The following is a 21295-nucleotide window of genomic DNA, read 5'->3' on the forward strand; positions in this document are numbered from 1 at the left end:
GCGTTATATATCAAAAGAATATGGTGTTTTACTTATATTCCATAACGCCCTATGTGGCGGGGATCGCCACCCGTTCGCCGCAGGGGGCGTCGACGCATGCACGAATGCTGCAGATGCGGGCCGGAGGCAGCCAAGCGCGCCGGGCACGGAGCCGCCGGTACGGGGAGCCGCACGCCGGGACGCCTCAGGCCGGCCAGCGGCAGCCGTTGCAGTCCTCGGCCAGCGCCCAGAGCCGCGCGCCGAAAGCGGCGTCCAGCGCCAAAGGGTTCGGCCGCTGCAGCGCCGGCGGGCCTGCCATCTGCAGCCAGCCGGAAGGCCCCACCAGCGCCCCCGCCGGCAGGCCGGGCGCGCAGAGCGCCGCCAGGATCGAGTCGGCGGCCCGCTCGGCTTCCTGCCCGAAGCGCTGCTGCGTATAGGCAAAGAAATCGGCCGTGCCACGCTGCCACCAGCTGTCGCTGGCGTTGCGGCGGCGGTTCTGCCCCAGCTGCGTGCGGCAGACCCCGGGATGCGCCGCGACGCTGCTGACGCGGCTGCCCGTGGCGGCGAGGCGCCGCTGCAGCTCCACCGCGAAGGCCAGCGCCGCCAGCTTGCTCTGGCGGTAGGCATCGATCGGCCGGTAGCGGAGCCGCAGGAAGGGATCCTCGAAATCCATGCGCCCCTGGCTCTGCACCAGGCTGGTGACGGCCACCACGCGCCCGGCCTCGCTGCGTTCCAGCAGCGGCAGCAGTTGCAGCGTCAGGGCATGCGGGCCGATCAGGGCGATGGCCAGGCTCAGTTCCCAGCCCTGGGCGGTCTGCATGCGCTGCGACGGCGGATAGATGCCGGCATTGTTCAGCAGCAGGTCCAGGCGATCGCCGCGCGCCGCCACGGCCGCGGCCAGCGCCCGCACGCTGCCCATGTCGGAAAGATCGGCCGCCAGGAACTCCAGCTCCGCGCCCGGGTGGCGCGCGCGCAGCGTGGCCACGGCCTGTTCGCCGGCGGCCGCGTTGATGTCGGCCAGCAGCACACGGGCCCCCAGGCCCAGCAGGCGCGAGGCGCTGGCATAGCCCAGGCCGCCGGCAGCGCCGGTGACCAGGGCGCTGCGGCCGCGCAGCAGATCGGGTGTATCGGGAACGGGCAGCCTCATGTCGCGGTCCGGTGAGGGGAACCGCGACAGTGTCGCCGGGGCGCCGGGCGCCCCACCTCGTCCGAAAGCGTGGCGCGGACGCCCCGCCCCGGCCTTCAGTTGCGGGCGCGGGCCAGCCGGTTCACGACCTTGGCCAGCAGCTCCACTTCCTCGCAGGTGTTGTAGAAGGCCAGCGAGGGACGCACCGTGGCCTCGACGCCGAAGCGGCGCAGGATCGGCTGCGCGCAGTGGTGGCCGGAGCGCACCGCGATGCCCTCCTGGTTCAGCGCCTTGCCCACTTCCTCGGTCTGGTAACCCTGCAGCACGAAGGACAGCACGCTGGTCTTTTCACTGGCCGTGCCGATCAGGCGCAGGCCGGGGATCGGCCGCAGCAGGCTGGTGGCGTATTCCAGCAGGTCGTGCTCGTAGGCGGCCACGTTCTCCAGGCCCAGGCGTTCGAGGTAGTCCAGTGCGGCACCCAGGCCGACGGCGTCGGCGATGTTGCCGGTACCGGCCTCGAAGCGCGCCGGGGCGCCGTGGTAGACCGTCTTCTCGAAGGTGACGTCCTGGATCATGTTGCCGCCGCCCTGCCAGGGCTGCGTCTGCTCCAGCACCTCGCGCTTGCCGTAGACCACGCCGATGCCGGTGGGCCCGAAGATCTTGTGGCCCGAGAACACGTAGAAGTCGGCATCCAGTGCGCGCACGTTGACCCGCAGGTGCGACACCGCCTGCGCACCGTCGATCAGCACCTTGGCGCCGGCGCGATGGCCCATCTCCACGATCTCGCGTACCGGCACGATGGTGCCCAGCGCATTGGAGACCTGGGTGACGGACACGATCCTGGTGCGGTCGCTGAGCAGCTTCTGGTATTCGTCCAGGCGCACCTGGCCGCTGTCGTCGACCGGGATCACGCGCAGCTTCGCGCCCTTCTCGGCCGCCAGCATCTGCCAGGGCACGATGTTGGCGTGGTGCTCCAGGTGCGACACGATGATCTCGTCGCCCTCGCGCACGTTCTGCCGCCCCCAGCTCTGCGCCACCAGGTTGATCGCCTCGGTGGCGCCGCGGACGAAGACGATCTCCTCCGGCGAACTCGCGCCGAGGAAGCGCGCCACCTTGTTGCGCGCGCCTTCGTAGGCATCGGTGGCGCGTGCCGCCAGCTCGTGCGCCGCGCGGTGGATGTTGGAGTTCTCGTGCGCGTAGAAATACGCCAGGCGGTCGATCACCGCCTGCGGCTTCTGCGTGGTGGCGGCGTTGTCCAGCCATACCAGCGGCCGGCCGTTGACGCGCTCCTGCAGGATCGGGAAGTCGCGGCGCACGGCCTGCACGTCGAAATGGCGGCGGCCTTCCGGCACCGCCGGCGTGCCGCGCGCGGACGGCTGGGCGGTTTCGGTGAAGTAGTACTGCGGCGCCGGGGCTGCCGCGACGGTGGGTTCGCGGCGGCTGCCGGCGTCCAGGCCCGAGGGCACGGCGAAGTCGGGCACCGTCGGCACCGGCGCCGGCTGGGCGGCGGACGAGGGCCAGCCGCTGGCCTCGCCCAGGAAGTAGTAGGGCGTCGACGGCGGCGACACCGGCGCAGGCGGCAGGGCGCTGTCGGTGGGCAACGGCAGCGGCGCCACCACCGGCGCGCCGGCGGCATGCGCCTCGGGCACGCCCTGCGACAGGCCGCCGCCATGCGGCAGCGCGGGCGCCACGGTGGTGTTGAAGCCATGCAGGTCGGCCGACTGCGCCTGCGTCGGCAGCACGCGCGGCGTGATCGCCGAGGGCGGCGCGGCCGCCGCGGCGGCGGCCGGCTGCGACGCCGGGAACGGCGGCGTGGCCTGCAGGCTGGTAGCCAGCGGCAGGGGATTGGCCGGCAGCGGCGGTGCACCGCCCGGCTGCGGCAGGCCCAGGCCCGCCGGGCGCGACGGCGCCGTCGGCCACTGGCCGCCGCTGGGCAGTTCCCGGAACAGCTCGTTGGCGATCTGCGTCAGCGCGCCGAGATCAGGGAGTCCGCCTGCGCCTGCATCCGGTCCCTGGCCTGCAAGCTCACTTGTAGGTGTCGGGGTAGTCATGGAACTTGTTCACTTCCACGTCATCCAGGATCGCCACCGCGTCGTCGGACAGCACCGCCAGCGAGCAGTACAGCGAGATCAGGTAGGAGGCGATCGCGAAGCGGTCGATGCCCATCAGGCGCACCGACAGGCCGGGGCTCTGCTCGCCCGGCAGGCCGGGCTGGAACAGGCCGACCACGCCCTGGCGCTTCTCGCCCACGCGCAGCAGCAGGATCTTGCTCTTGCCGTCGGCCACCGGGACCTTGTCGGACGGGATCAGCGGGATGCCGCGCCAGGTCAGGAACTGGGCGCCGAACAGGCTCACGGTCGGCGGCGGGACGCCGCGGCGCGTGCACTCGCGGCCGAAGGCGGCGATCGCCAGCGGATGCGTCAGGAAGAAGGCCGGCTCCTTCCACACCTTGGTCAGCAGTTCGTCCAGGTCGTCCGGCGTCGGGGCGCCGGTCAGCGGGAAGATGCGCTGGCTCTCCGCGACGTTGGCGATCAGGCCATAGTCCGGGTTGTTGATCAGCTCGCTCTCCTGGTGCTCCTTGATCGTCTCGATCGTGAGGCGCAGCTGTTCCTTGATCTGGTCGTGCGGGCTCGAATAGAGGTCCGAGACACGGGTGTTGATGTTGAGCTTGGTGGTCTGCGCGTTGAGGAAGTACTCGCGCGGATTCGGATCGTAGTCGACGAAGGAATCCGGCAGCTCGCCCGATTCCTTGGCGGTGCAGGCCGTGCGCACGTCGGCGGGGTTGGCCACCTTGTTGACGCGGTAGATGCCGGCTTCCACCGGCAGCCACTGCAGCAGGTGCACCAGCCAGCGCGGCGTGATGATGGAATACTGGGCCGGCGTCTTGGTGGCATTGGCCAACTGGCGCGCGGCATTGTCGCCCAGAGTCTGCGGGGCCGTGTACTCAGCCATGGGGGTCACTCCTGTGAAGCGTTCTGGAATAAGCTCAGATTCGCCGGTTATGAACCCGGCTTCTACAGGCTATCGCCGCCATTGAGCTGCGCCTCGTAGGCGCGCGGCGGTTGCAGTACCGCATGTTCGCTGGGTTCGATCAGCGCGGAGATCGAAGATCCCAGTGCCAGCGCCAGCTTGTGGATGGTGGCCAGCGACGGGCTGACCACGCCGCGCTCGATCTCGCCGAGGTAGCTGCGGTTGAGGTCGGCGGCTTCCGCCAGACGCTCCTGCGACCAGGCGTTGCGCTTGCGCGCGGCGCGGATGACCTGGCCGAACTGCGTTTCCAGACTGCTCATTGCTCTTTCCCTGTCTGTCTCAACCGGCTGATGCCGATTCCTGTCGTGAACTTTCCTGCTGTGACCGGGCCTGGGTGACCTGGCTGCCCGGCGGGACGCTGCGGGTCAGCCAGACGTTGCCCCCGATGCTGGAGCCGCGGCCGATGGTGATGCGCCCGAGGATCGTGGCGCCGGCGTAGATCACCACGTCGTCCTCCACCACCGGGTGGCGCGGCGCCCCCTTCTGCAGGCTGCCGTCCTCCTCGGTCTCGAAGCGCTTGGCGCCGAGGGTCACGGCCTGGTAGAGGCGCACGCGATCGCCGATGACGGCGGTCTCGCCGATCACCACGCCGGTGCCATGGTCGATGAAGAAGCTGTTGCCGACCTGCGCGCCGGGATGGATGTCGATGCCGGTCTCGGAATGGGCGACCTCGGCCAGGATGCGCGCGAGCAGCGGCACGCCGAGCCGGTAGAGCTGGTGCGCGAGGCGGTGATGGATGATCGCCAGGATGCCGGGATAGCAGAGCAGCACCTCGTCGACGCTGCGTGCCGCCGGATCGCCGCGGTAGGCCGCCTCGACGTCGGAGTCCAGCAGGCCGCGCAGCCCGGGCAGCGCGGCGGCGAACTCGCGCACGATCGTCACCGCCTTCTGCTCCACGTCGGCGGTGCCGAGCTGCTGGTGCCGGGCGGTGTAGGTCAGCTCCAGCCGCACCTGGTCCAGCAGGCCGTTGAGGGCCGCGTCCAACGTGTGGCCGACATAGAAATCCTCGCTCTCCTGGCGCAGGTCCGCCGGCCCCAGGCGCATCGGGAACAGCGCGCCGCGCAGGCCGTCGGCGATGGCCTTGAGCGCATCCCGCGAGGGGAATTCACGGCCGCCGTACTCGCGGTTGCGCTGCCGGGCCTCGCGCCAGCGGCGCCGCGCCTCGTGCAGCTCGGCGACGATGCGCTCCAGGTCCCAGTGCTGCGCAGGCGCATGCGGCGCCACGACCAGGTCATGCCGGCTCATACCTGTCCCCCGCTGGCATTGCCATCGTCTTCCCCCGGACCCGCGAGGCCTCAGTCCTGGATCCAGGGCAGGTCGTGCGAGCGCCAGCCGCCACGCTGGCCGCGGCGGTTGTGCTCGTCGATCTCGCCCTCGAAGCCTTCGAGCACGTTGAAGACGCTGGTGAAGCCCGCCTTGGTCGCCGCTTCCGCCGCCAGCACCGAGCGGCGGCCGCTGCGGCACAGCAGCAGCAGCACCGCGCCCTTCGGCGCCTTGGCCTCCAGCTCGCGCACGAAGCGCGGATTGCGGATCAGCGAGGTGCCGGTGGCCCAGGCCACGTGCAGGCTGCCCGGCACGTGGCCGACGAACTTGCGCTCCTCCGCGGTGCGCACATCCACCAGCACCGCCAGCCCGGAGGAGTAAAGCTCCCAGGCTTCGGCCGGCGTCACGCCGCCGGCATAGTTCAGTCCGGCCGACTGCGCCTGGCCGCGCGCCGCCACCAGCGTGGGGTGCGTGGGATCGCCGACCACGACGGGCGGGATCGCGGCGGTGGCGGCGGGCTGGGGACGGATCACGGCGGACATGGGATGACCTCTCTGCTTGGGCGGTCCCATTCGGGACTGGTTGAACGCCATCCTAGACGGCCGCCACGCAATCTCTAACTAATATAAATTCAGGTCTAAATTCCTTTGCGTTATATAAAAGCGGCGATCCTCCGCACGCCTGGCGATCCGGCGCTTGCCGGCTTTCGCCGCCATGACCAGGGCCTGCGGCATATAAATATCAGCCGATATTCTTTTACATCAGGGTTTCCCCCGAATACCTTGCCCGCACAACTATCGTCAGGCCCGGGGTATTCAAGAATGTTTGGGGAATCCGCTTCACCTTCGCCGTACTGGCGCCGCCTGGCGCTGGTCGCGGCCCTGTCGGTGCCGCTGCCGGCGATCGCCACCAACGGCTACTTCGCGCACGGCTACAGCGCCTCGCAGCGCGCCCTGGGCGGCGCCGGCACGGCGCTGACCGAGGATGCGCTGGTTTCCACCATCAACCCGGCCGGCCTGGTCTGGGTGGGCAACCGTATCGACGTCAACTTCAGCGTGTTCTCGCCGGTGCGCGACTACACCGCCTACGAGCGCGGCGAGAACGCCAACATCGGCATCATCGCCATCGACCCGGCGACGGTGAAGAGCGACAACGACCTGTTCTACATCCCCGGCTTCGCCTTCAGCCGCCGCATCGACGATTTCTCCAGCTGGGGCATCGCGGTGTACGGCAACGGCGGCATGAACACCGAGTACCAGGGCAACACCGCGCAGTTCGGCCAGGGCTTCGGCCTGGGGCCGGCGACCTTCGCCACGCAGTGCCAAGGCACCTTTGGCGGCGGCCGTCCGGTGGAAGGCCGGGCCGATCCCATCGGCTTCTGCGGCAACGGCAAGCCCGCCGCGGCCGTGGACCTGATCCAGCTGTTCATCGCGCCGACCTACTCGTTCAAGGTCGGCGAGCGCACCTCGATCGGCATCTCGCCGCTGATCGCCGGCCAGCGCTTCCGTGCCGACGGCCTCGGCGCCTTCGCGCCCTTCTCCAATTCGCCGGACAAGGTCACGGGCAACGGCTACGACATCTCCTATGGCTACGGCGGCCGCATCGGCTTCCTGACCGGCGTCATCCCCGGCGTGGGCATCGGCGCGTCCTACCAGACCCGCGTCCGCATGACCGAGCTGGAGAAGTACGAGGGCCTGTTCGCGGAACAGGGTGACTTCGACATCCCATCGTCCTGGAACGTCGGGCTGTCCCTCCACCCGACGGACAACCTGCGCCTGGTGTTCGACTACCAGCGCATCAACTTCAGCGAGGTCGCGTCGGTCGGCAACCCGCTGGACCCGAACCGCTTCGTCAACGACTGCGCCCTGCCGCGCCTGCTCAACGGCATCATCCCGATCGTGGGCAGCGATGCCCCGAGCAGCGCCTGCCTCGGTGCCGACCATGGCCCGGGCTTCGGCTGGCAGGACGTGCAGGTCTACAAGTTCGGCGTGCAGTACAAGTTCGCCGCCTTCAAGTTCCGCGCGGGCTACAGCATCAACGACGGCCAGCCGATCCCCAGCGACGAGGTGCTGTTCAACATCCTGGCGCCCGCCGTGATCGAGAAGCACTACACCGCGGGCCTGAGCTACCAGTACTCCAAGAGCATCGGCTTCGACCTCTCCGCGATGTATGCGCCGAGCAATCCCGTGCGCGGCAAGAACCCGCTGAGCAACGTCGAGGCCAACCTGGTCCAGATCCTGGCGGGCGGCGCGGCGGGCGGCAGCCCGGCGCTGGAAAACGCCTTCGACGTCGACCCGGAAGACCAGGACATCTCGCTGGACATGCACCAGTGGGAAATCACGCTGGGCTTCAGCTACCGCTTCTGATCTCCATCAGGGAATCGCCATGAACCTCCGCTTTTCCTCGCGCCTGCTGCGCGACACGCTCACCGTCCTCTCCGCCGCCGTGCTCGGCCTGATGCTCAGCGCCGGCCCCGCCTGGTCCGCCGAGCTGCTCAAGCCCTACGTGCTGGCCTACACCGGCACCGCCGATCTCGGCGCCGAGATCGCCGCGGTGAAGGGCAAGCTCGCCGCGGCCGGCTTCGAGGTGGTCGGCGAGTACAGCCCCTATCCGAACGCGCACGTCGTCTCCTTCACCAGCGCGGACCTGAAGGCCGCCGCCGCCAAGCCGGCGCTGTCGGCCTTCGGCGCCGTGCTCAACGTGGGCCTGACCGTGGTCGACGGCAAGCTGCAGGTGGCCTACCTGAACCCGCGCTACCAGGCCGCCGCCTATCGCCTGCCGGTGGACCTGGCCGGCGTCGCGCAGAACCTGGCCAAGGCCCTGGGCGCGCAGGACAGCTTCGGCGCCGACAAGGGCCGCACCGCCGAGCAGCTGCGCGACTACCGCTACATGGTCGGCATGGAGAGCTTCGAGGACACCTACGACCTCGGCAGCCACGCCAGCTACGAGGCCGCGGTCAAGGCCGTGGAGGCCAACCTGCAGAAGAAGGTCGGTGGCGCCGCCAAGGTCTTCCGGCTGGACCTGCCGGGCCAGCGCACCCTGTTCGGCGTCTCGCGCGCCCAGGTCACCGACCAGCGCGCCAACGACAAGCACATCCTGCAGGACACCGTGGACCAGAAATTCACCGTCAAGACCACCGCCTACCTGCCCTACACCCTGCTGGTGGACGGCAAGAGCGTGAAGGCGCAGCACATGCGTTTCCGCATGGCGGTCTGGCATCCTGACCTGACCATGGTGACCTTCGGCAAGCTGATGAGCAGCCCCGGCGCCATCGAGGAGCTGCTGGCCCAGGTCAGCGGCGGCAAGAAGGAAAGCTTCAGTTTCTAGGCCTGGCAGCACAGGCAAGGAGGTCACATGACCACGATCGTCTTCAGTACCCCGGATGCGGCGGCCTCGCTGGCCGGCGGCCTGCTGATCGGTGCCTCGGCCTCGCTGCTGCTGCTGGGCAGCGGCCGCATCGCCGGCATCAGCGGCATCTTCGGCAACGCCCTCAGCACCGGCCGCGACCGCGTCCGCGTCGTCTTCCTGCTGGCGCTGCTGGCCACGCCCTGGCTGTGGCGGCTGGCGCAGCCGCTGGAACTCGGCGGCGCGCTGGCCACGCCGCAGTGGGGCGCCCTGATCGGCGCCGGCCTGCTGGTCGGCGTCGGCACCCAGCTGGGCAACGGCTGCACCAGCGGCCACGGCGTCTGCGGCCTGGCGAACTTCTCGCTGCGCAGCCTGGTCGCCGTCCTTACCTTCATGGGCGTGGCGATGATCACCGTCGCCCTCGGATTCGGAGTGACCTCGTGAGCCAGACCAAGCCCCTAATCGCCGCCGCCGGTGCCGGCCTGCTGTTCGGCTTCGGCCTGATCCTGTCGGGCATGACCGACCCCGCCAAGGTCCGCGCCTTCCTCGACATCACCGGCCAGTGGAACCCGGCCCTGGCCTTCGTCATGGGCGGCGCGATCCTGGCCGCCCTGCCGGCCTTCGCCTGGGCCCGGCGCCACCGCACCACGCTGGCCGGCGCGCCGCTGACCCTGCCGGACCGGACCCTGGTCGATGCCCGCCTGGTCGGCGGCACCGCGCTGTTCGGCGTCGGCTGGGGCCTGTCGGGCCTCTGCCCCGGCCCGGCCCTGGTGGTCGGTTCCAGCGGCAGCCTGCCGGTGCTGGTGTTCGTCGCCGCCATGGCGGCGGGCCTGCTGCTGTCGCGGCGCTACCTGGCGCCGCGGGCGCCCGAAGCCCCGGCCGCAGCGCCGCGCCAAGCTTGAGACGGCTGTCCGCTTCCGCCATTGACAGGTGTAACAGCGGACACTGATAGTGACGCCGTCGGGGCTTCTTCCCCTGATGCTGGTTTCCGCTCCCGCCCCTGACGCCCCTTCCCCGCGTCGGGGGCGGGGGTTGGTTCATTCTGGAACGGCCTTTTCGCGGCCGTGCAATCCGCAATCCGGAACGCAGATTCCCGTTCAGCCAGCGTTCGGATTCGATCCGTAGACTCTGTTTCCAAGAGATCACCCCCTTCGGTCTCCCAGGAGGTTTCCCCCAAACCTCCGCACCCCCCAAAGGTCCGCAGTCCTCCCCCGGCTGCGGGCCTTTCTTATTGGCGGCCCGGATAGGTCCGGATCGCCATCCATGGCGGGACGGCAGTTAACTCATTGAGCCCCTGGGCGGCCCTCCATGGCCCCAGGCCGGTTCGCGGTTACCAGTAGGCCGCCAGCCCCAGCCGGACGCTGCGCGGCTCGGCAGGGTGGAAATGGCGATCTTCCACCCCGACCGGCGGATCCTGGGCCGGCGTTTCAGCCGGCAGCCTCGACTCGTAGTAGTACTCGATGTCGTTGACTGCACGGTCGAAGGCATTGAACACGTCCAGCGCCAGCCTGAGGCGAGGCGAGAAGGCGTACCCGCCGCGCAGGTTGACCAGGGTGGAGGAGCCGGCGCGCACGGAATTGTCCTCGATCAGCGGGCGGCTTCCTAGGTAGCGCAGGCGCGCGCCGCCGAACCATCCATGCCAGTCGTTCAGCACGACGCCGATCGAGGCCGTCCGCTCGATGGCACCGGGGATGCGATCGCCCGCCGCGTCGCTGTCGCGGAAGCGCGGCCGCGACCAGGCCAGGTCGGCGTCGACGATCAGGCCCTTGCGCGGGGTCCAGTAGTTGGAGAACTCGATGCCCTGGCGCCGGCTCGGACGAGTCGCCTCGGTATTGCCGGCGTCGCCGATGAACAGCAGCTCCGAGTCCAGGTCCAGCTGCCACAGCGTCAGCGCGGTCTGCAGCGCGGGCAGCAGGCGTGCCTGCAGCCCGAGTTCGTAGGATTTGGCGCGTACCAGCAGGTCCACCTTGTCGGCCGGCTCCGGTGGGCTGCTGCCCGGCACCACCGTGATGGTGGCGCCGCGCGCGTCGTTGCTGTGGAAGCCGTAGCCGCCATTGAGGAAGACGTTGGTCTTCGCCGTGGGCAACCAGATCAGCGACAGCTTGGGCGAGACGATGGCGTCATCGTCCTTGCCCGAGTTGGCGGCGTTGTCGGAGTCCACGTCCACGCGGTAGTGATCGGCGCGCAGGCCCAGCACGCTGCGGAAGCCCTTGCTCCACTCGATGCCGTTGCTGTACCAAGCCCCGGTGCCGAGCTGCTCGACGCCGTCCTGGCGCACCGTGGACAGGCGCTGCCGCCTGGCGGTGCGATGCAGCCCCACCTCGCCGATGTCGTCATAGCGCAGGTCCAGGCCCACGCGCTGGTGCATGTGCCGGCCCAGCCATTCGCCATGGCGCTCGTGCACCAGGCCCAGGCCGCCGTAGCGGCGCCGGTCCACCTGCTCGAACTGGTCGCCATCGGCAGGGTTGTCGAGGAAGTAGGTGAAGTTGGAGAACAGGTCCAGGTCGTAGTCGACGAAATAGGCGGTGGCGCGCGTCTCCGAGCGCTCGCTGCCGCGGACCCAGTCCAGCGACAGGCTGTAGCGGTGGCTGTCGCCGCCGGTGGAATCGTCCAGCGAGTCGAAGCGGCCGATGGCGCCGCTGTCCACCGCCCGCTGCGGGATCTGGTCGGTGGCGGTCCAGCGGTTGGAGTAGGCCATGCCGGTCAGGGACCAGGCGCCCGCGTCGTTGCGCCAGCCGTAGCGCAGCAGCGCGTTGTACTTCTCGGTGTCCTCGGGCACGGTCCAGGGGCCGTCCTGCGTGCTGGCTTCCAGGGCCGCCAGCACGGTGCCGCCGCCGAGGCTGGAGGAGCCGGCACCGAGCAGGCGGCGATAGCCGTCTTCGCCCACTTCCAGCGTCGCCAGCGGCCGGGGCAACTGGCTCATCAGTTCCAGGTGCGCCGCGCCGGCGGCGGAGAAGTCGCCTTCCTCGGCGTAGTAGGCGCCCTTGCGATACTCGATGGACGAAACCAGTTCCGGGATCACGAAGCCCAGGTCGGTGTAGCCCTGGCCATGGCCATGCGTGGGCATGTTGACCGGCATGCCGGCGACGGTGGTGCGGAAGTCGGTGCCGTGGTCCAGGTTGAAGCCGCGCAGGAAATACTGGTTGGCCTTGCCGTCGCCGCTGTGCTGCGTGACGATCAGGCCCGGCACGATCTCCAGCAGCTCGCCCGGCCGCAGCCGCGGCCGGTTGGCCAGCTGCTCCGCCGTCACCGTGCCCTCGCTGGCGCTGCTGCGCGGCGCATCGGCCCTCGCGCCGACCGGCACCGGCGCCAGTTCCACGGGAGCCGCCTGCAGACCGCCAGCCGTGGCCTCCGCGGCCGCCAGGCAGGCGGCGACGGCGCAGGATCGCGCAGCGATTCCCATGATCTTTCCCTTGATGGATTTTTGCAGCGTATCTACTTCATTCTTCGTGAAGCATCAATCCGCTCCGCCCAGGCGCTGCGCCCGGTAGGCCATCGGCGAGATGCCCTTCCAGCGCTTGAAGGCATGCACGAAGGCGGCGGGCTCGGAATAGCCCAGGCGCATCGCGACCTCCTCCAGCTTGAGCTTGGCGGTGGTCAGCAGCTCCTCCGCCAGGGCCTGCCGCACCTCGTCCACCAGGGCGCGGAAGGAGGTGCCCTCGTCGCCGAGCCGGCGGCGCAGGCTGCGCACCGCCATGTGCATCTCCGCCGCCACGGCCTCGATGCCGGGCATGCCTCCCGGATTCTGCAGCAGGCGGTCGCGCACGCGGCCGGCCACGCCCGTGCGCACCTGGCGCCGCGCCAGCAGCTGCTGGCACTGTTCCCGGCACATGCGCGCCATCAGGGTATTGCCCTGCGGCAGCGGCGCATCCACGTAGGCGGCGTCCAGCCAGACGCTGTGCTCCGGCGCGTCGAAGCGCGGCTCGGCACCGATCAGTTCGGCGAAGCGCGCCGCATAGGCGGGCCGGCGGAAGGCGAATTGCGCGCCCAGGATCGGCAGGCCGCCCGGCCGCAGTTCGCGCACCATGTTGATCATCGCGGCGAAGTCGCGCTCCAGCAGGAACTGCCGCACCGGAGCGGGAATGTGGCGATCCTCGATCAACACGTGCAGCTGGCCGCGCTGCTCGCGCAGGGCGAAGCGCACGAAGGCATAGGACAGGTCCAGGTAGCGCAGGGCCAGCTCGGCCGCGCTGCGGAAGGTGGGGCTGGACAGCAGCGCGAAACCCCAGATGCCGTAGGTCGACAGGTGGTAGCGCAGGCCGGCCTCCAGCCCCAGGGCCGGAAGATGGCCCAGGGCTTCCACCAGGTTGCAGGCCACGCGCAGTTCCTGCGCGGCGCTGATCTCCTGCTGCGGGTCGGACAGGACGGCCGGCAGGATGCCGGTGCCGTCCAGGGCCGCCGCCGCCGGCAGGCCGTACTCGGCCGCCAGCTGGACCTGCAGCTGGACGCTGACGATGCTGCGGCGAACCTGCTCGTAGGACATCGGGCCCATCCGTGCATGAAACCGCTTGACCGGAAGCGGTGGCCGGAATTATCAATGGAATGGCCGTGTGCGTCATCCACGGGGGGAGCCTGCATGGCCATCATGCGCCACATCGAAATCAAGCGAGAACGAGGAGAACCATGGCCAACACCACCAACGGACCGCTGCAGGTCGCCATCATCGGCGCCGGCTTCGGCGGGCTGGGCCTGGGCTATTACCTGAAGAAGGCCGGGATCGAGAACTTCACCATCTTCGAGAAGGCGGACGAGGTGGGCGGCACCTGGCGCGAGAATACCTACCCGGGCTCGGGTTGCGACATCCCCTCCCACCTGTACTCGTACTCCTTCGAGCCGCACTACCCCTGGGCCTACCGCTACGGCAAGCAGTCCGAGATCCTGGAGTACCAGCGCTTCGTCACGCGCAAGTACGGCCTGGGCCGCCACATCCGCTTCAATGCCGAGGCCGCGGGCGCCGAGTTCGACGAAGCCAGCGGCCTGTGGACCCTGCAGCTCGCCAACGGCGAGCGCATCCAGGCCCGGCACCTGGTCAGCGGCGTCGGCCAGCTGCACCGCCCCGCCTACCCGAAGCTGCCCGGCCTGGAGCGCTTCAGGGGCAAGGCCTTCCACTCCGCCCGCTGGGACCATGACTTCGACCTGAAGGGCAAGTCCGTGGCGGTGATCGGCACCGGCGCCAGCGCCGTGCAGTTCGTGCCGGAGATCGCCAAGCAGGTGCAGCAGCTCTACGTCTGCCAGCGTACGCCGGGCTGGTTCATCCCCAAGTTCGAGAAGGCCTTCGGGCCCTTCACGCGGTGGCTGCTGAAGACCTTCCCGGTGATCCACGACATCGATCGCTGGCGCATCTTCTTCATCACCGAGACCCTGGCCAACGCCTACAACGGCAGCAAGTGGATCGAAGGCCTGGTGACGCTGCTGGCCAAGACCCACATGCGCATCCAGGTGCGCGACCCGGAACTGCGCAAGCGACTGACGCCGGATTTCCCGGTGGGCTGCAAGCGCATCCTGCTGAGCAACGACTGGCTACCGACGATGGCGCGTCCCAACGTCGAGGTGGTCAGCGACGCGGTCCGCGAGATCACCGAGGACGGCGTGGTCACCGCCGACGGCAAGCTGCGCAAGGTCGACGCGCTGATCTACGGCACCGGCTTCACCGCCACCGATTTCCTGGCACCGATGAGCCTGCGCGGCCTGGGCGGCCGCGACCTGCGCCAGACCTGGAGCAAGGGTGCCGAGGCCTATCTGGGCATGTCGGTCCCCGGCTTCCCGAACTTCTTCATGATGTACGGCCCCAACACCAACGTCGGCTCCGGCTCGATCATCTACATGCTGGAATGCCAGCAGCGCTACATCGTGCAGATGATCCAGGCGCAGCAGGCCGGTGGCTGGCGCTACGCCGAGCTGCGCGACGAAGCCCAGGCCGCCTACCGCGCCGAGATCGAGCGCCGCAGCGCCGAGACCACCTACTCCGGCAACTGCCAGAGCTGGTACAAGACGGCCGAGGGCCGCAACACCAACAACTGGGTCGGCACCATGCTGGAGTTTAGCCGCCGCACCCGCCAGCCGGATTTCGCCGCCTACCGCACCGCCCCGCAGCAAGCCGCCGCCAAGCTGTCCCAGGCCGCCTGAGGAGAACCCCATGTCCGGCAACCTGCTGCGCAACACCCTGCGCGTCGCGCTCCGGCTGACGCTCAAGCCGATGCTCGGCCCCACGCCGTCCATCCCCACGCAACGCCGCCTGCTCAAGCTGCTGGGCCTCGCCACGATGGTGCCGCGCGACGTGAAGGTGACGCCGCGCACCATCGGCAGCGCCCCCGGCGAGGTGCTGCAGCCGCCGTCCGTGTCGCAGGACGGAGTGATCCTGTTCCTGCACGGCGGCGGCTACTGCGTCGGCTCGCTGGACTCGCACCGCCCGCTCAGCGCCACGCTGGCCAAGGCCAGCGGCCTCACGGTGTTCGCGCTGGACTACCGCCTGGCGCCGGAGCATCCCTACCCCGCCGCCCTCAACGACGCGGTGTCCGCCTACCGCAGCCTGCTGGACGAGGGACATGAACGCATCGTGCTGGCCGGCGACTCCGCCGGCGGCGGCCTGGCGCTGGCCACCGCGCTGAGCCTGCGTGACGCCGGCCTGCCCTCGCCCGCGGCATTGCTGCTGGTCTCGCCCTGGGGCGACCTGGGCTGCGGCGGCGCCACCATGGTGAGCAACGCCGCCGCGGATCCCATGCTGTCGCAGGCGGCCCTGCAGCGCTGGGCCGCGGCCTATGTCGGCCGCGTACCCACCGACCACCCGCTGTGCTCGCCGCTGTTCGCGGACCTCAAGGGGCTGCCGCCGGTGATCCTTCAGGCCGGCAGCGACGAGATCCTGCTGGACGACACGCTGCGCCTGGAGAAGGCGCTGCAGCAGGCCCGCGTGCCGGTCACGCTGCAGGTCTATCCGGGCCTGTGGCATGACTTCCACCTGCAGGCCGGCGTGCTGGACGAAGCCGACGATGCGATCGGCAAGCTCGGCAGCTTCGCCCGGGAAACCCTGGCCGCCGGCGCCGCGGCCCCGCGGCGCGGCGCCTGATACCAGGACGGCGTCCACGCAGCGCAACGCAGGAGAGAGCCGTGGCCGAGTACGATTACATCGTTGTCGGGGCCGGCTCCGCCGGCTGCGCGGTCGCCAACCGCCTGTCCGCCGACGGGCAGCGCCGCGTCTGCCTGATCGAGGCCGGGCCGGACGACCGCAATCCGCTGATCCGCATGCCGCTGGGCGTGGTCGCGCTGGTGCGCGGCTGGTTCGCCAACTGGAATTTCTGGACCGAACCGCAGCCGCACTGCGCCGGGCGCCGCATCCACCAGCCGCGCGGCAAGGTGCTGGGCGGCAGCAGCAGCATCAACGCCACGGTCTGCACCCGCGGCCATGCCTGGGACTATGACCACTGGGCCGAGCTGGGCTGCGAGGGCTGGTCCTACGAGGACGTGCTGCCCTACTTCATCCGCTCCGAGAACTACCAGGCGCCGCTGGCCGAAGGCGATCGCCGCTTCCATGGCCAGGGCGGCCCGCTCAACGTCATGGAGCGGCGCTACACCAGCCCCCTGAGCGAAACCTTCGTCGAGGCCGCGCAGCAGTGCGGCCACCGCCGCAACGACGACTTCAACGGCGCGGCGCAGGAAGGTTTCGGCACGTTCAAGGTGTTCCAGAAGGACGGCGAACGCTGCAGCAATGCGCGCGGCTACCTGCCGCCCGAAGTGCGCAACCGCCCGAACCTGACGATCCTGACCGGGGCCCAGGTCACGCAGGTGCTGCTGGAAGGCAAGCGCGCGGTGGGCGTGAAGCTGCGCCGCGATGGCCGCGATGAGGAAATCCGCGCCCAGGACGAGGTGATCCTGTCCGCCGGCGCCTTCCAGTCGCCGCAGATCCTGCTGCTGTCGGGCATCGGCCCGCGCGCCGAGCTGGAGAAGCACGGCATTCCCGTCCGCCACGAACTGCCCGGCGTCGGCGAGAACCTGCAGGACCATCTCGACGTGATCGTGGAGACCCGGGCCCGGAGCCGCGCGCCGATCTCCTGGCACCCGAGCTCGCTGCTGCGCTCGCTGCGCAGCCTGTTCGAGTACCTGTTCCTGCGCCGGGGCGAACTCAGCAGCAACGTCGTGGAGACCGGCGGCTTCCTCAAGTCCTCGCCGGCCGAGCCGATCCCCGACCTCCAGTGCCATTTCGCCCCCACCGCCAATGTCGAGAACGGCTTCCGGCTGTCGGCGATGCTGGACTACCGCTACATCGCCTTCGTCTGCGACCTGCGCCCGCTGGCGCGCGGCAGCGTGCGCCTGGCCAGCGCCGATCCGCTGGCGCCGCCGCGGATCGACGGCAACTTCCTCAGCGAGCGGCGCGACGTCGCGCGGCTGGTGGCCGGCGTACGCGCCATGCGCCAGATCCTGGCGCAGCGCGCCTTCGACACGCACCGCGGCGAGGAACTCTCGCCCGGCCCCGCGGTGCAGAGCGACGCCGAGCTGGAGGACTGGGTGCGCCGCAACGCCGGCTCCAACTTCCACCCGGTGGGGACCTGCAAGATGGGCCGCGACCCGCTGGCCGTGGTGGACCCGCAGCTGCGCGTGCACGGCCTGCAGGGCCTGCGCGTGATCGACGCCTCGATCATGCCGACGCTCAACGGCTCCAACACCAACGCCCCCTCGACCATGATCGGCGAGAAGGGCGCCGACCTCGTCCTCGCGCACGGGGCGGGCAAGAACCATTTCCGGCAGGCTTCACGCGACACTGCCCACCTCCCAACCGAAGAGACCACCGCATGAAAATCGAGAACTCCGTCTTCATCATCACCGGCGGCGCCTCCGGCCTCGGCGCAGCCACCGCGCAGGCCCTGGCCGCGCGCGGCGGCAAGGTGCTGATCGCCGACCTCAACGAAGCCGCCGGCAAGGCCCTGGCCGCCGAGCTGGGCAATGGCGCGCGCTTCGTGCGCGTGGACGTCAGCAACGAGGCCCAGGTACAGGAAGCGGTCGACGTGGCCGTGAAGGAAATGGGCGGCGTGCACGGCGTGATCAACTGCGCCGGCATCGGCACCCCGGAGAAGGCCCTGGGCAAGGAAGGCCCGCAAGCCCTGGCCAGCTTCCAGCGCGTGATCAACATCAACCTCACCGGCAGCTTCAACGTCATCCGCCTCGCCGCCTGGGCCATGAGCCAGCAGGCGCCGAACGCCGACGGCGAGCGCGGCGTGGTGATCAACACGGCCTCGGTCGCCGCCTTCGACGGCCAGATCGGCCAGCCCGCCTATGCCGCCTCCAAGGCCGGCGTGGTCGGCATGACCCTGCCGCTGGCGCGCGAGTTCGCCCGCTTCGGCATCCGCGTGCTGACCATCGCCCCGGGCCTGTTCGAGACCCCGATGATGGCCAGCCTGCCGCCGGCCGCGCAGGAAGCCCTGGGCAAGTCGGTGCCCTTCCCGCCGCGCCTCGGCCGTCCCGCCGAGTACGCCCAGCTCGCCGTGCAGATCGTGGAGAACGTGATGCTCAACGGCGAAACGATCCGCCTGGACGGCGCGTTGCGCATGGCGCCCAAGTAAAGCCAACCACCGCGTGGAGGGGCCCCACGCCAAAAGGCGTGGGGATCCTAGCGAAGGGGTTGGCGCAGAAGCTCCGCAAAGATCCCAACCCTGCTTTCAGCTTCGCTTGTCATCCCGCTCCACTTACACATAGAACCAAGGTTTCCCCATGAATGCCCCCCTCTCCGCCCCCGCCGTCAAGCAGGCCCCCGCCCCCTGGGACCTGGTCGGCCGCGGCTACATCGCCATGCTGCGCTTCTCCCCGGACAGCAAGGTCCAGGACACGTTCCTGCCCAAGACGCTGCTCGGCAAGCGCGGACGCTCGCCCTACGGCTGGCTGATGTTCGTGGACTACCAGAGCTCGGACGCGGGTCCCTACCACGAGCTGCTGTTCATCCCGGGCAGCTTCCCCTTCGAGGACGGCCGGCGCCACCTGTCGATCAGCCGCATCTTCGTCTCGACCATGGACAGCGTCGTCAACGGCCGCAACAACTGGGGCATCCCCAAGGAGCTGGCCGACTTCGACGTGCGCTACGGCGACCAGGGCGTGGACCGCGTGACCCTGTCCCGGGACGGCCGCGTGTTCGCCGAGCTGGAGTTCAAAAGCTACCCGTTCTGGATTCCCTTCCTGACCGCGCTGATCCCCAAGTCCCTGCGCACCCTGGGCCAGCACTACGACAGCAAGACCTTCGTCTACACGCCCTCGGCCCGCGGCTGGATCAAGCCGGCGCGGACGATGCGCGCCCGCGCCGATGCCGCTATGTTCCCCAATCTCGGCCGCGCCAAGGCCCTCATGACGGTGGAAGTGCCGCGCTTCCGCATGACCTTCCCCGTCTCGAAGATCATCAACCGCAAATAAGGTCCTGCATATGAAACGCCCCGCCATCGACTCCGACATGGAGCTGTTCAGGGATAGCGGCGCGAGCAGCGTGGAGGCCCCCCGGCGGAGCCGGGGATCCTAGCGTCGCGAGTCGACGCGGAATCGCCACACACCTTTCAACTGGAAAACAAGGTCACTATGAAACGTCCCGCCCTCGATGCCGAAATGGAGCTCTTTCGCGATTCCGCCCGCAAGTTCTTCCAGACCGAGATCCGACCCCATAGCGAACGCTGGCGCGAGGCCGGCATCGTCGACCGCGAGGCCTTCCTCAAGGCCGGCGAGGCGGGCTACCTGTGCATGTGGATCGACGAGAAGTACGGCGGCCTGGGGCTGAAGGACTTCCGCTACGAGCAGATCCTGATCGAGGAGAACGCGCTGCACGGCGACAGCGGCTACTTCATCACGCTGCACAGCCGCCTGGTGGCCCCCTACCTGGAGCACTTCGGTACCGAGGAGCAGAAGCAGCGCTTCTACCCGGGCATCATGAGCGGCGAGAAGATCATGGCCATCGCCATGACCGAGCCGGATGCCGGCTCCGACCTCGCCGGCATGAAGGCCCGCGCCGAGGACAAGGGCGACCATTGGCTGCTCAACGGCTCCAAGACCTACATCTCCAACGGCATCCTGGCCGACCTGGTGATCGTGGCCGCCAAGACCCACCCCGAGAACCCGCACGGCGTGACGCTGTTCCTGGTGGAGCGCGGCATGGAGGGCTTCGAGCGTGGCCGCATGCTCAAGAAGATGGGCATGAAGTCGCAGGACACCGCCGAGCTGTTCTTCCGCGACGTGAAGGTGCCCAAGGCCAACGTGCTGGGCCAGCCGCACGCCGGCTTCTACCAGCTGATGAAGGGCCTGGCCGAGGAGCGCCTGATCGCCGCCGCCGGCAACGTCTCCGGCGCGCGCGCCGCGCTCGAGGTCACCAAGGAGTTCGTGCGCAACCGCAAGGTCTTCGGCAAGCCGCTGTCGAAGATGCAGAACACCCGCTTCAAGCTGGCCGCGCTGGACGCCGAACTGGACATCGCCCAGGTCTACGTCGACCGCTGCGTGGAGCAGCACAACCTCGGCAAGCTCGACCCCACCGACGCCGCCCGCGCCAAGCTCTACACCAGCGAGCTGCAGGGCCGCATGGTGGACGAGGGCGTGCAGCTGCACGGCGGCGCCGGCTACATGGATGAGTATCCGATCTGCCGCATGTACCAGGACGAGCGCATCCATCGCATCCTGGCCGGCACCTCGGAGATCATGAAGGAAATCATCGCGCGCTCGACGCTCGACTGAAACCCGGGAGCTCGGCGTGGACTACCAGGAAATCCTCTACGGCGTGGACGACGGCGTGGCCGTCATCCGCTTCAACCGCCCCAAGGTCTACAACGCCATCACCGGCCGGATGCTGACCGAGCTGGACGATGCCTTTGGCCGCGCCGCCGCCGATGCCGCGGTGCGGGCGATCCTGCTCACCGGCGAGGGCAAGGCCTTCTGTTCCGGTGCCGACCTGGGCGCGTCGCTGGCGATGACGCCGCGCGATGCGCAGGGCCGGCTGGACCCGGGCCAGGCGCTGGAGGATTTCTACAATCCGCTGATCCTGAAGATGCGCGCGCTACCCAAGCCGATCGTCTCCGCCGTCAACGGCATCGCGGCCGGCGCCGGCGCCAATCTCGGCCTGATGGCGGATCTCACGCTCTGCGCGCGCTCCGCGTATTTCCTGCAGGCCTTCGTCAACATCGGCCTGATCCCGGACGCCGGCGGCACCTGGGTGCTGCCGCGGCTGGTCGGCCAGCAGCGCGCCATGGGCATGGCGATGCTCGGCGAGAAGCTGCCCTCGGACAAGGCGCTGGCCTGGGGCCTGGTCTGGGATGTGGTGGACGACGAGCAGTTGCTCCCCACCGCTCTGGCCCTGGCGCGCAAGCTCGCCAACGGTCCGGCCGCGGCGCTGGAACGCATCAAGCAGGCGATCTATGCCGGCGATGGCGCCACGCTGGAGGAATCGCTGAAGATCGAGCGCCGGCTTCAGGGCGAATGCGGGCACTATGGCGAGTTCGAGGAAGGCGTGGCGGCCTTCCTGGAGAAGCGCAAGGCGGTTTACCGGAAGGGCTGAGGCCTGGGTCTGGAGAGGCCATCCATGGCGCGACCTCGGCCACTTGA

Annotated in this window: 19 protein-coding genes; 11 read left to right on the forward strand and 8 right to left on the reverse strand. The window is 69.4% G+C overall.

All coding sequences use genetic code 11. The features are described 5' to 3' along the window. Positions 1 to 184 precede the first annotated feature (184 nt). From C3942_RS14060 to C3942_RS14085, 6 genes are all read right to left on the reverse strand, one after another. Complete coding sequence (locus C3942_RS14060) at positions 185 to 1126, reverse strand: SDR family NAD(P)-dependent oxidoreductase (protein WP_104230984.1); 942 nt, start codon at positions 1124 to 1126, stop codon at positions 185 to 187. A 95-nt stretch (positions 1127 to 1221) separates the two neighbouring features. Next, positions 1222 to 3156, reverse strand: coding sequence for a family 2A encapsulin nanocompartment cargo protein cysteine desulfurase (locus C3942_RS14065; protein ID WP_104230985.1), 1935 nt, complete (start codon positions 3154 to 3156; stop codon positions 1222 to 1224). Further along, positions 3131 to 4057: a family 2A encapsulin nanocompartment shell protein gene (locus C3942_RS14070; RefSeq protein ID WP_104230986.1), complete on the reverse strand. Its 927-nt coding sequence runs from the start codon at positions 4055 to 4057 to the stop codon at positions 3131 to 3133. Before C3942_RS14070 ends, C3942_RS14065 begins: the two co-directional genes overlap by 26 nt. A gap of 62 nt (positions 4058 to 4119) precedes the next feature. Beyond that, a complete protein-coding gene (locus C3942_RS14075; RefSeq protein ID WP_104230987.1) occupies positions 4120 to 4395 on the reverse strand; it encodes a helix-turn-helix domain-containing protein in 276 nt (91 codons plus the stop codon). 19 nt (positions 4396 to 4414) lie between these two features. After that, positions 4415 to 5380, reverse strand: coding sequence for a serine O-acetyltransferase EpsC (epsC, locus tag C3942_RS14080; protein ID WP_104230988.1), 966 nt, complete (start codon positions 5378 to 5380; stop codon positions 4415 to 4417). Between the two features lie 50 nt (positions 5381 to 5430). Next, a complete protein-coding gene (locus C3942_RS14085; protein ID WP_104230989.1) occupies positions 5431 to 5940 on the reverse strand; it encodes a rhodanese-like domain-containing protein in 510 nt (169 codons plus the stop codon). Between the two features lie 279 nt (positions 5941 to 6219). On the opposite strand from C3942_RS14085, the gene C3942_RS14090 reads away from it, so the two are divergent. From C3942_RS14090 to C3942_RS14105, 4 genes are read left to right on the forward strand one after another with little or no spacing between them, the layout of a single operon-like run. Then, complete coding sequence (locus tag C3942_RS14090) at positions 6220 to 7764, forward strand: OmpP1/FadL family transporter (RefSeq protein ID WP_104230990.1); 1545 nt, start codon at positions 6220 to 6222, stop codon at positions 7762 to 7764. A 19-nt stretch (positions 7765 to 7783) separates the two neighbouring features. After that, complete coding sequence (locus C3942_RS14095; protein ID WP_104230991.1) at positions 7784 to 8725, forward strand: hypothetical protein; 942 nt, start codon at positions 7784 to 7786, stop codon at positions 8723 to 8725. 27 nt (positions 8726 to 8752) lie between these two features. Further along, entirely contained in the window at positions 8753 to 9187 is a 435-nt protein-coding gene (locus C3942_RS14100) for a YeeE/YedE family protein (protein ID WP_104230992.1), read from the forward strand. Further along, positions 9184 to 9645, forward strand: a complete 462-nt coding sequence (locus tag C3942_RS14105; protein ID WP_165797455.1) for a DUF6691 family protein — start codon at positions 9184 to 9186, stop codon at positions 9643 to 9645. The genes C3942_RS14100 and C3942_RS14105 overlap by 4 nt, the downstream gene beginning before the upstream one ends. A 428-nt stretch (positions 9646 to 10073) precedes the next feature. Here C3942_RS14105 and C3942_RS14110 read toward each other — a convergent pair whose 3' ends face one another. Continuing rightward, entirely contained in the window at positions 10074 to 12146 is a 2073-nt protein-coding gene (locus C3942_RS14110) for a TonB-dependent receptor (protein ID WP_104230993.1), read from the reverse strand. 54 nt (positions 12147 to 12200) lie between these two features. Then, complete coding sequence (locus C3942_RS14115; RefSeq protein WP_104230994.1) at positions 12201 to 13226, reverse strand: AraC family transcriptional regulator; 1026 nt, start codon at positions 13224 to 13226, stop codon at positions 12201 to 12203. 140 nt (positions 13227 to 13366) lie between these two features. Between C3942_RS14115 and C3942_RS14120 the strand changes: the two genes are divergently transcribed. The 7 genes from C3942_RS14120 (at position 13367) to C3942_RS14150 (ending at position 21248) form a co-directional block, all read left to right on the forward strand. After that, positions 13367 to 14869: a flavin-containing monooxygenase gene (locus C3942_RS14120; RefSeq protein ID WP_104230995.1), complete on the forward strand. Its 1503-nt coding sequence runs from the start codon at positions 13367 to 13369 to the stop codon at positions 14867 to 14869. A gap of 10 nt (positions 14870 to 14879) precedes the next feature. Continuing rightward, a complete protein-coding gene (locus C3942_RS14125; RefSeq protein WP_104230996.1) occupies positions 14880 to 15806 on the forward strand; it encodes an alpha/beta hydrolase in 927 nt (308 codons plus the stop codon). Between the two features lie 41 nt (positions 15807 to 15847). Next, complete coding sequence (locus tag C3942_RS14130; RefSeq protein ID WP_104230997.1) at positions 15848 to 17530, forward strand: GMC family oxidoreductase; 1683 nt, start codon at positions 15848 to 15850, stop codon at positions 17528 to 17530. Next, positions 17527 to 18294, forward strand: coding sequence for an SDR family NAD(P)-dependent oxidoreductase (locus C3942_RS14135; RefSeq protein ID WP_104230998.1), 768 nt, complete (start codon positions 17527 to 17529; stop codon positions 18292 to 18294). The genes C3942_RS14130 and C3942_RS14135 overlap by 4 nt, the downstream gene beginning before the upstream one ends. Before the next feature lie 148 nt (positions 18295 to 18442). Further along, positions 18443 to 19132: an acetoacetate decarboxylase family protein gene (locus tag C3942_RS14140; protein WP_104230999.1), complete on the forward strand. Its 690-nt coding sequence runs from the start codon at positions 18443 to 18445 to the stop codon at positions 19130 to 19132. Between the two features lie 159 nt (positions 19133 to 19291). Then, positions 19292 to 20431 carry an acyl-CoA dehydrogenase family protein gene (locus C3942_RS14145; protein ID WP_104231000.1) on the forward strand — a complete coding sequence of 380 codons (1140 nt, stop codon included), beginning with the start codon at positions 19292 to 19294 and terminating at the stop codon, positions 20429 to 20431. 16 nt (positions 20432 to 20447) lie between these two features. Next, positions 20448 to 21248 carry an enoyl-CoA hydratase-related protein gene (locus tag C3942_RS14150; protein ID WP_104231001.1) on the forward strand — a complete coding sequence of 267 codons (801 nt, stop codon included), beginning with the start codon at positions 20448 to 20450 and terminating at the stop codon, positions 21246 to 21248. Positions 21249 to 21295 lie beyond the last annotated feature (47 nt).

Origin of the sequence: Solimonas fluminis (assembly GCF_002930645.1) — a bacterium.
GTDB lineage: Bacteria > Pseudomonadota > Gammaproteobacteria > Nevskiales > Nevskiaceae > Solimonas_A > Solimonas_A fluminis.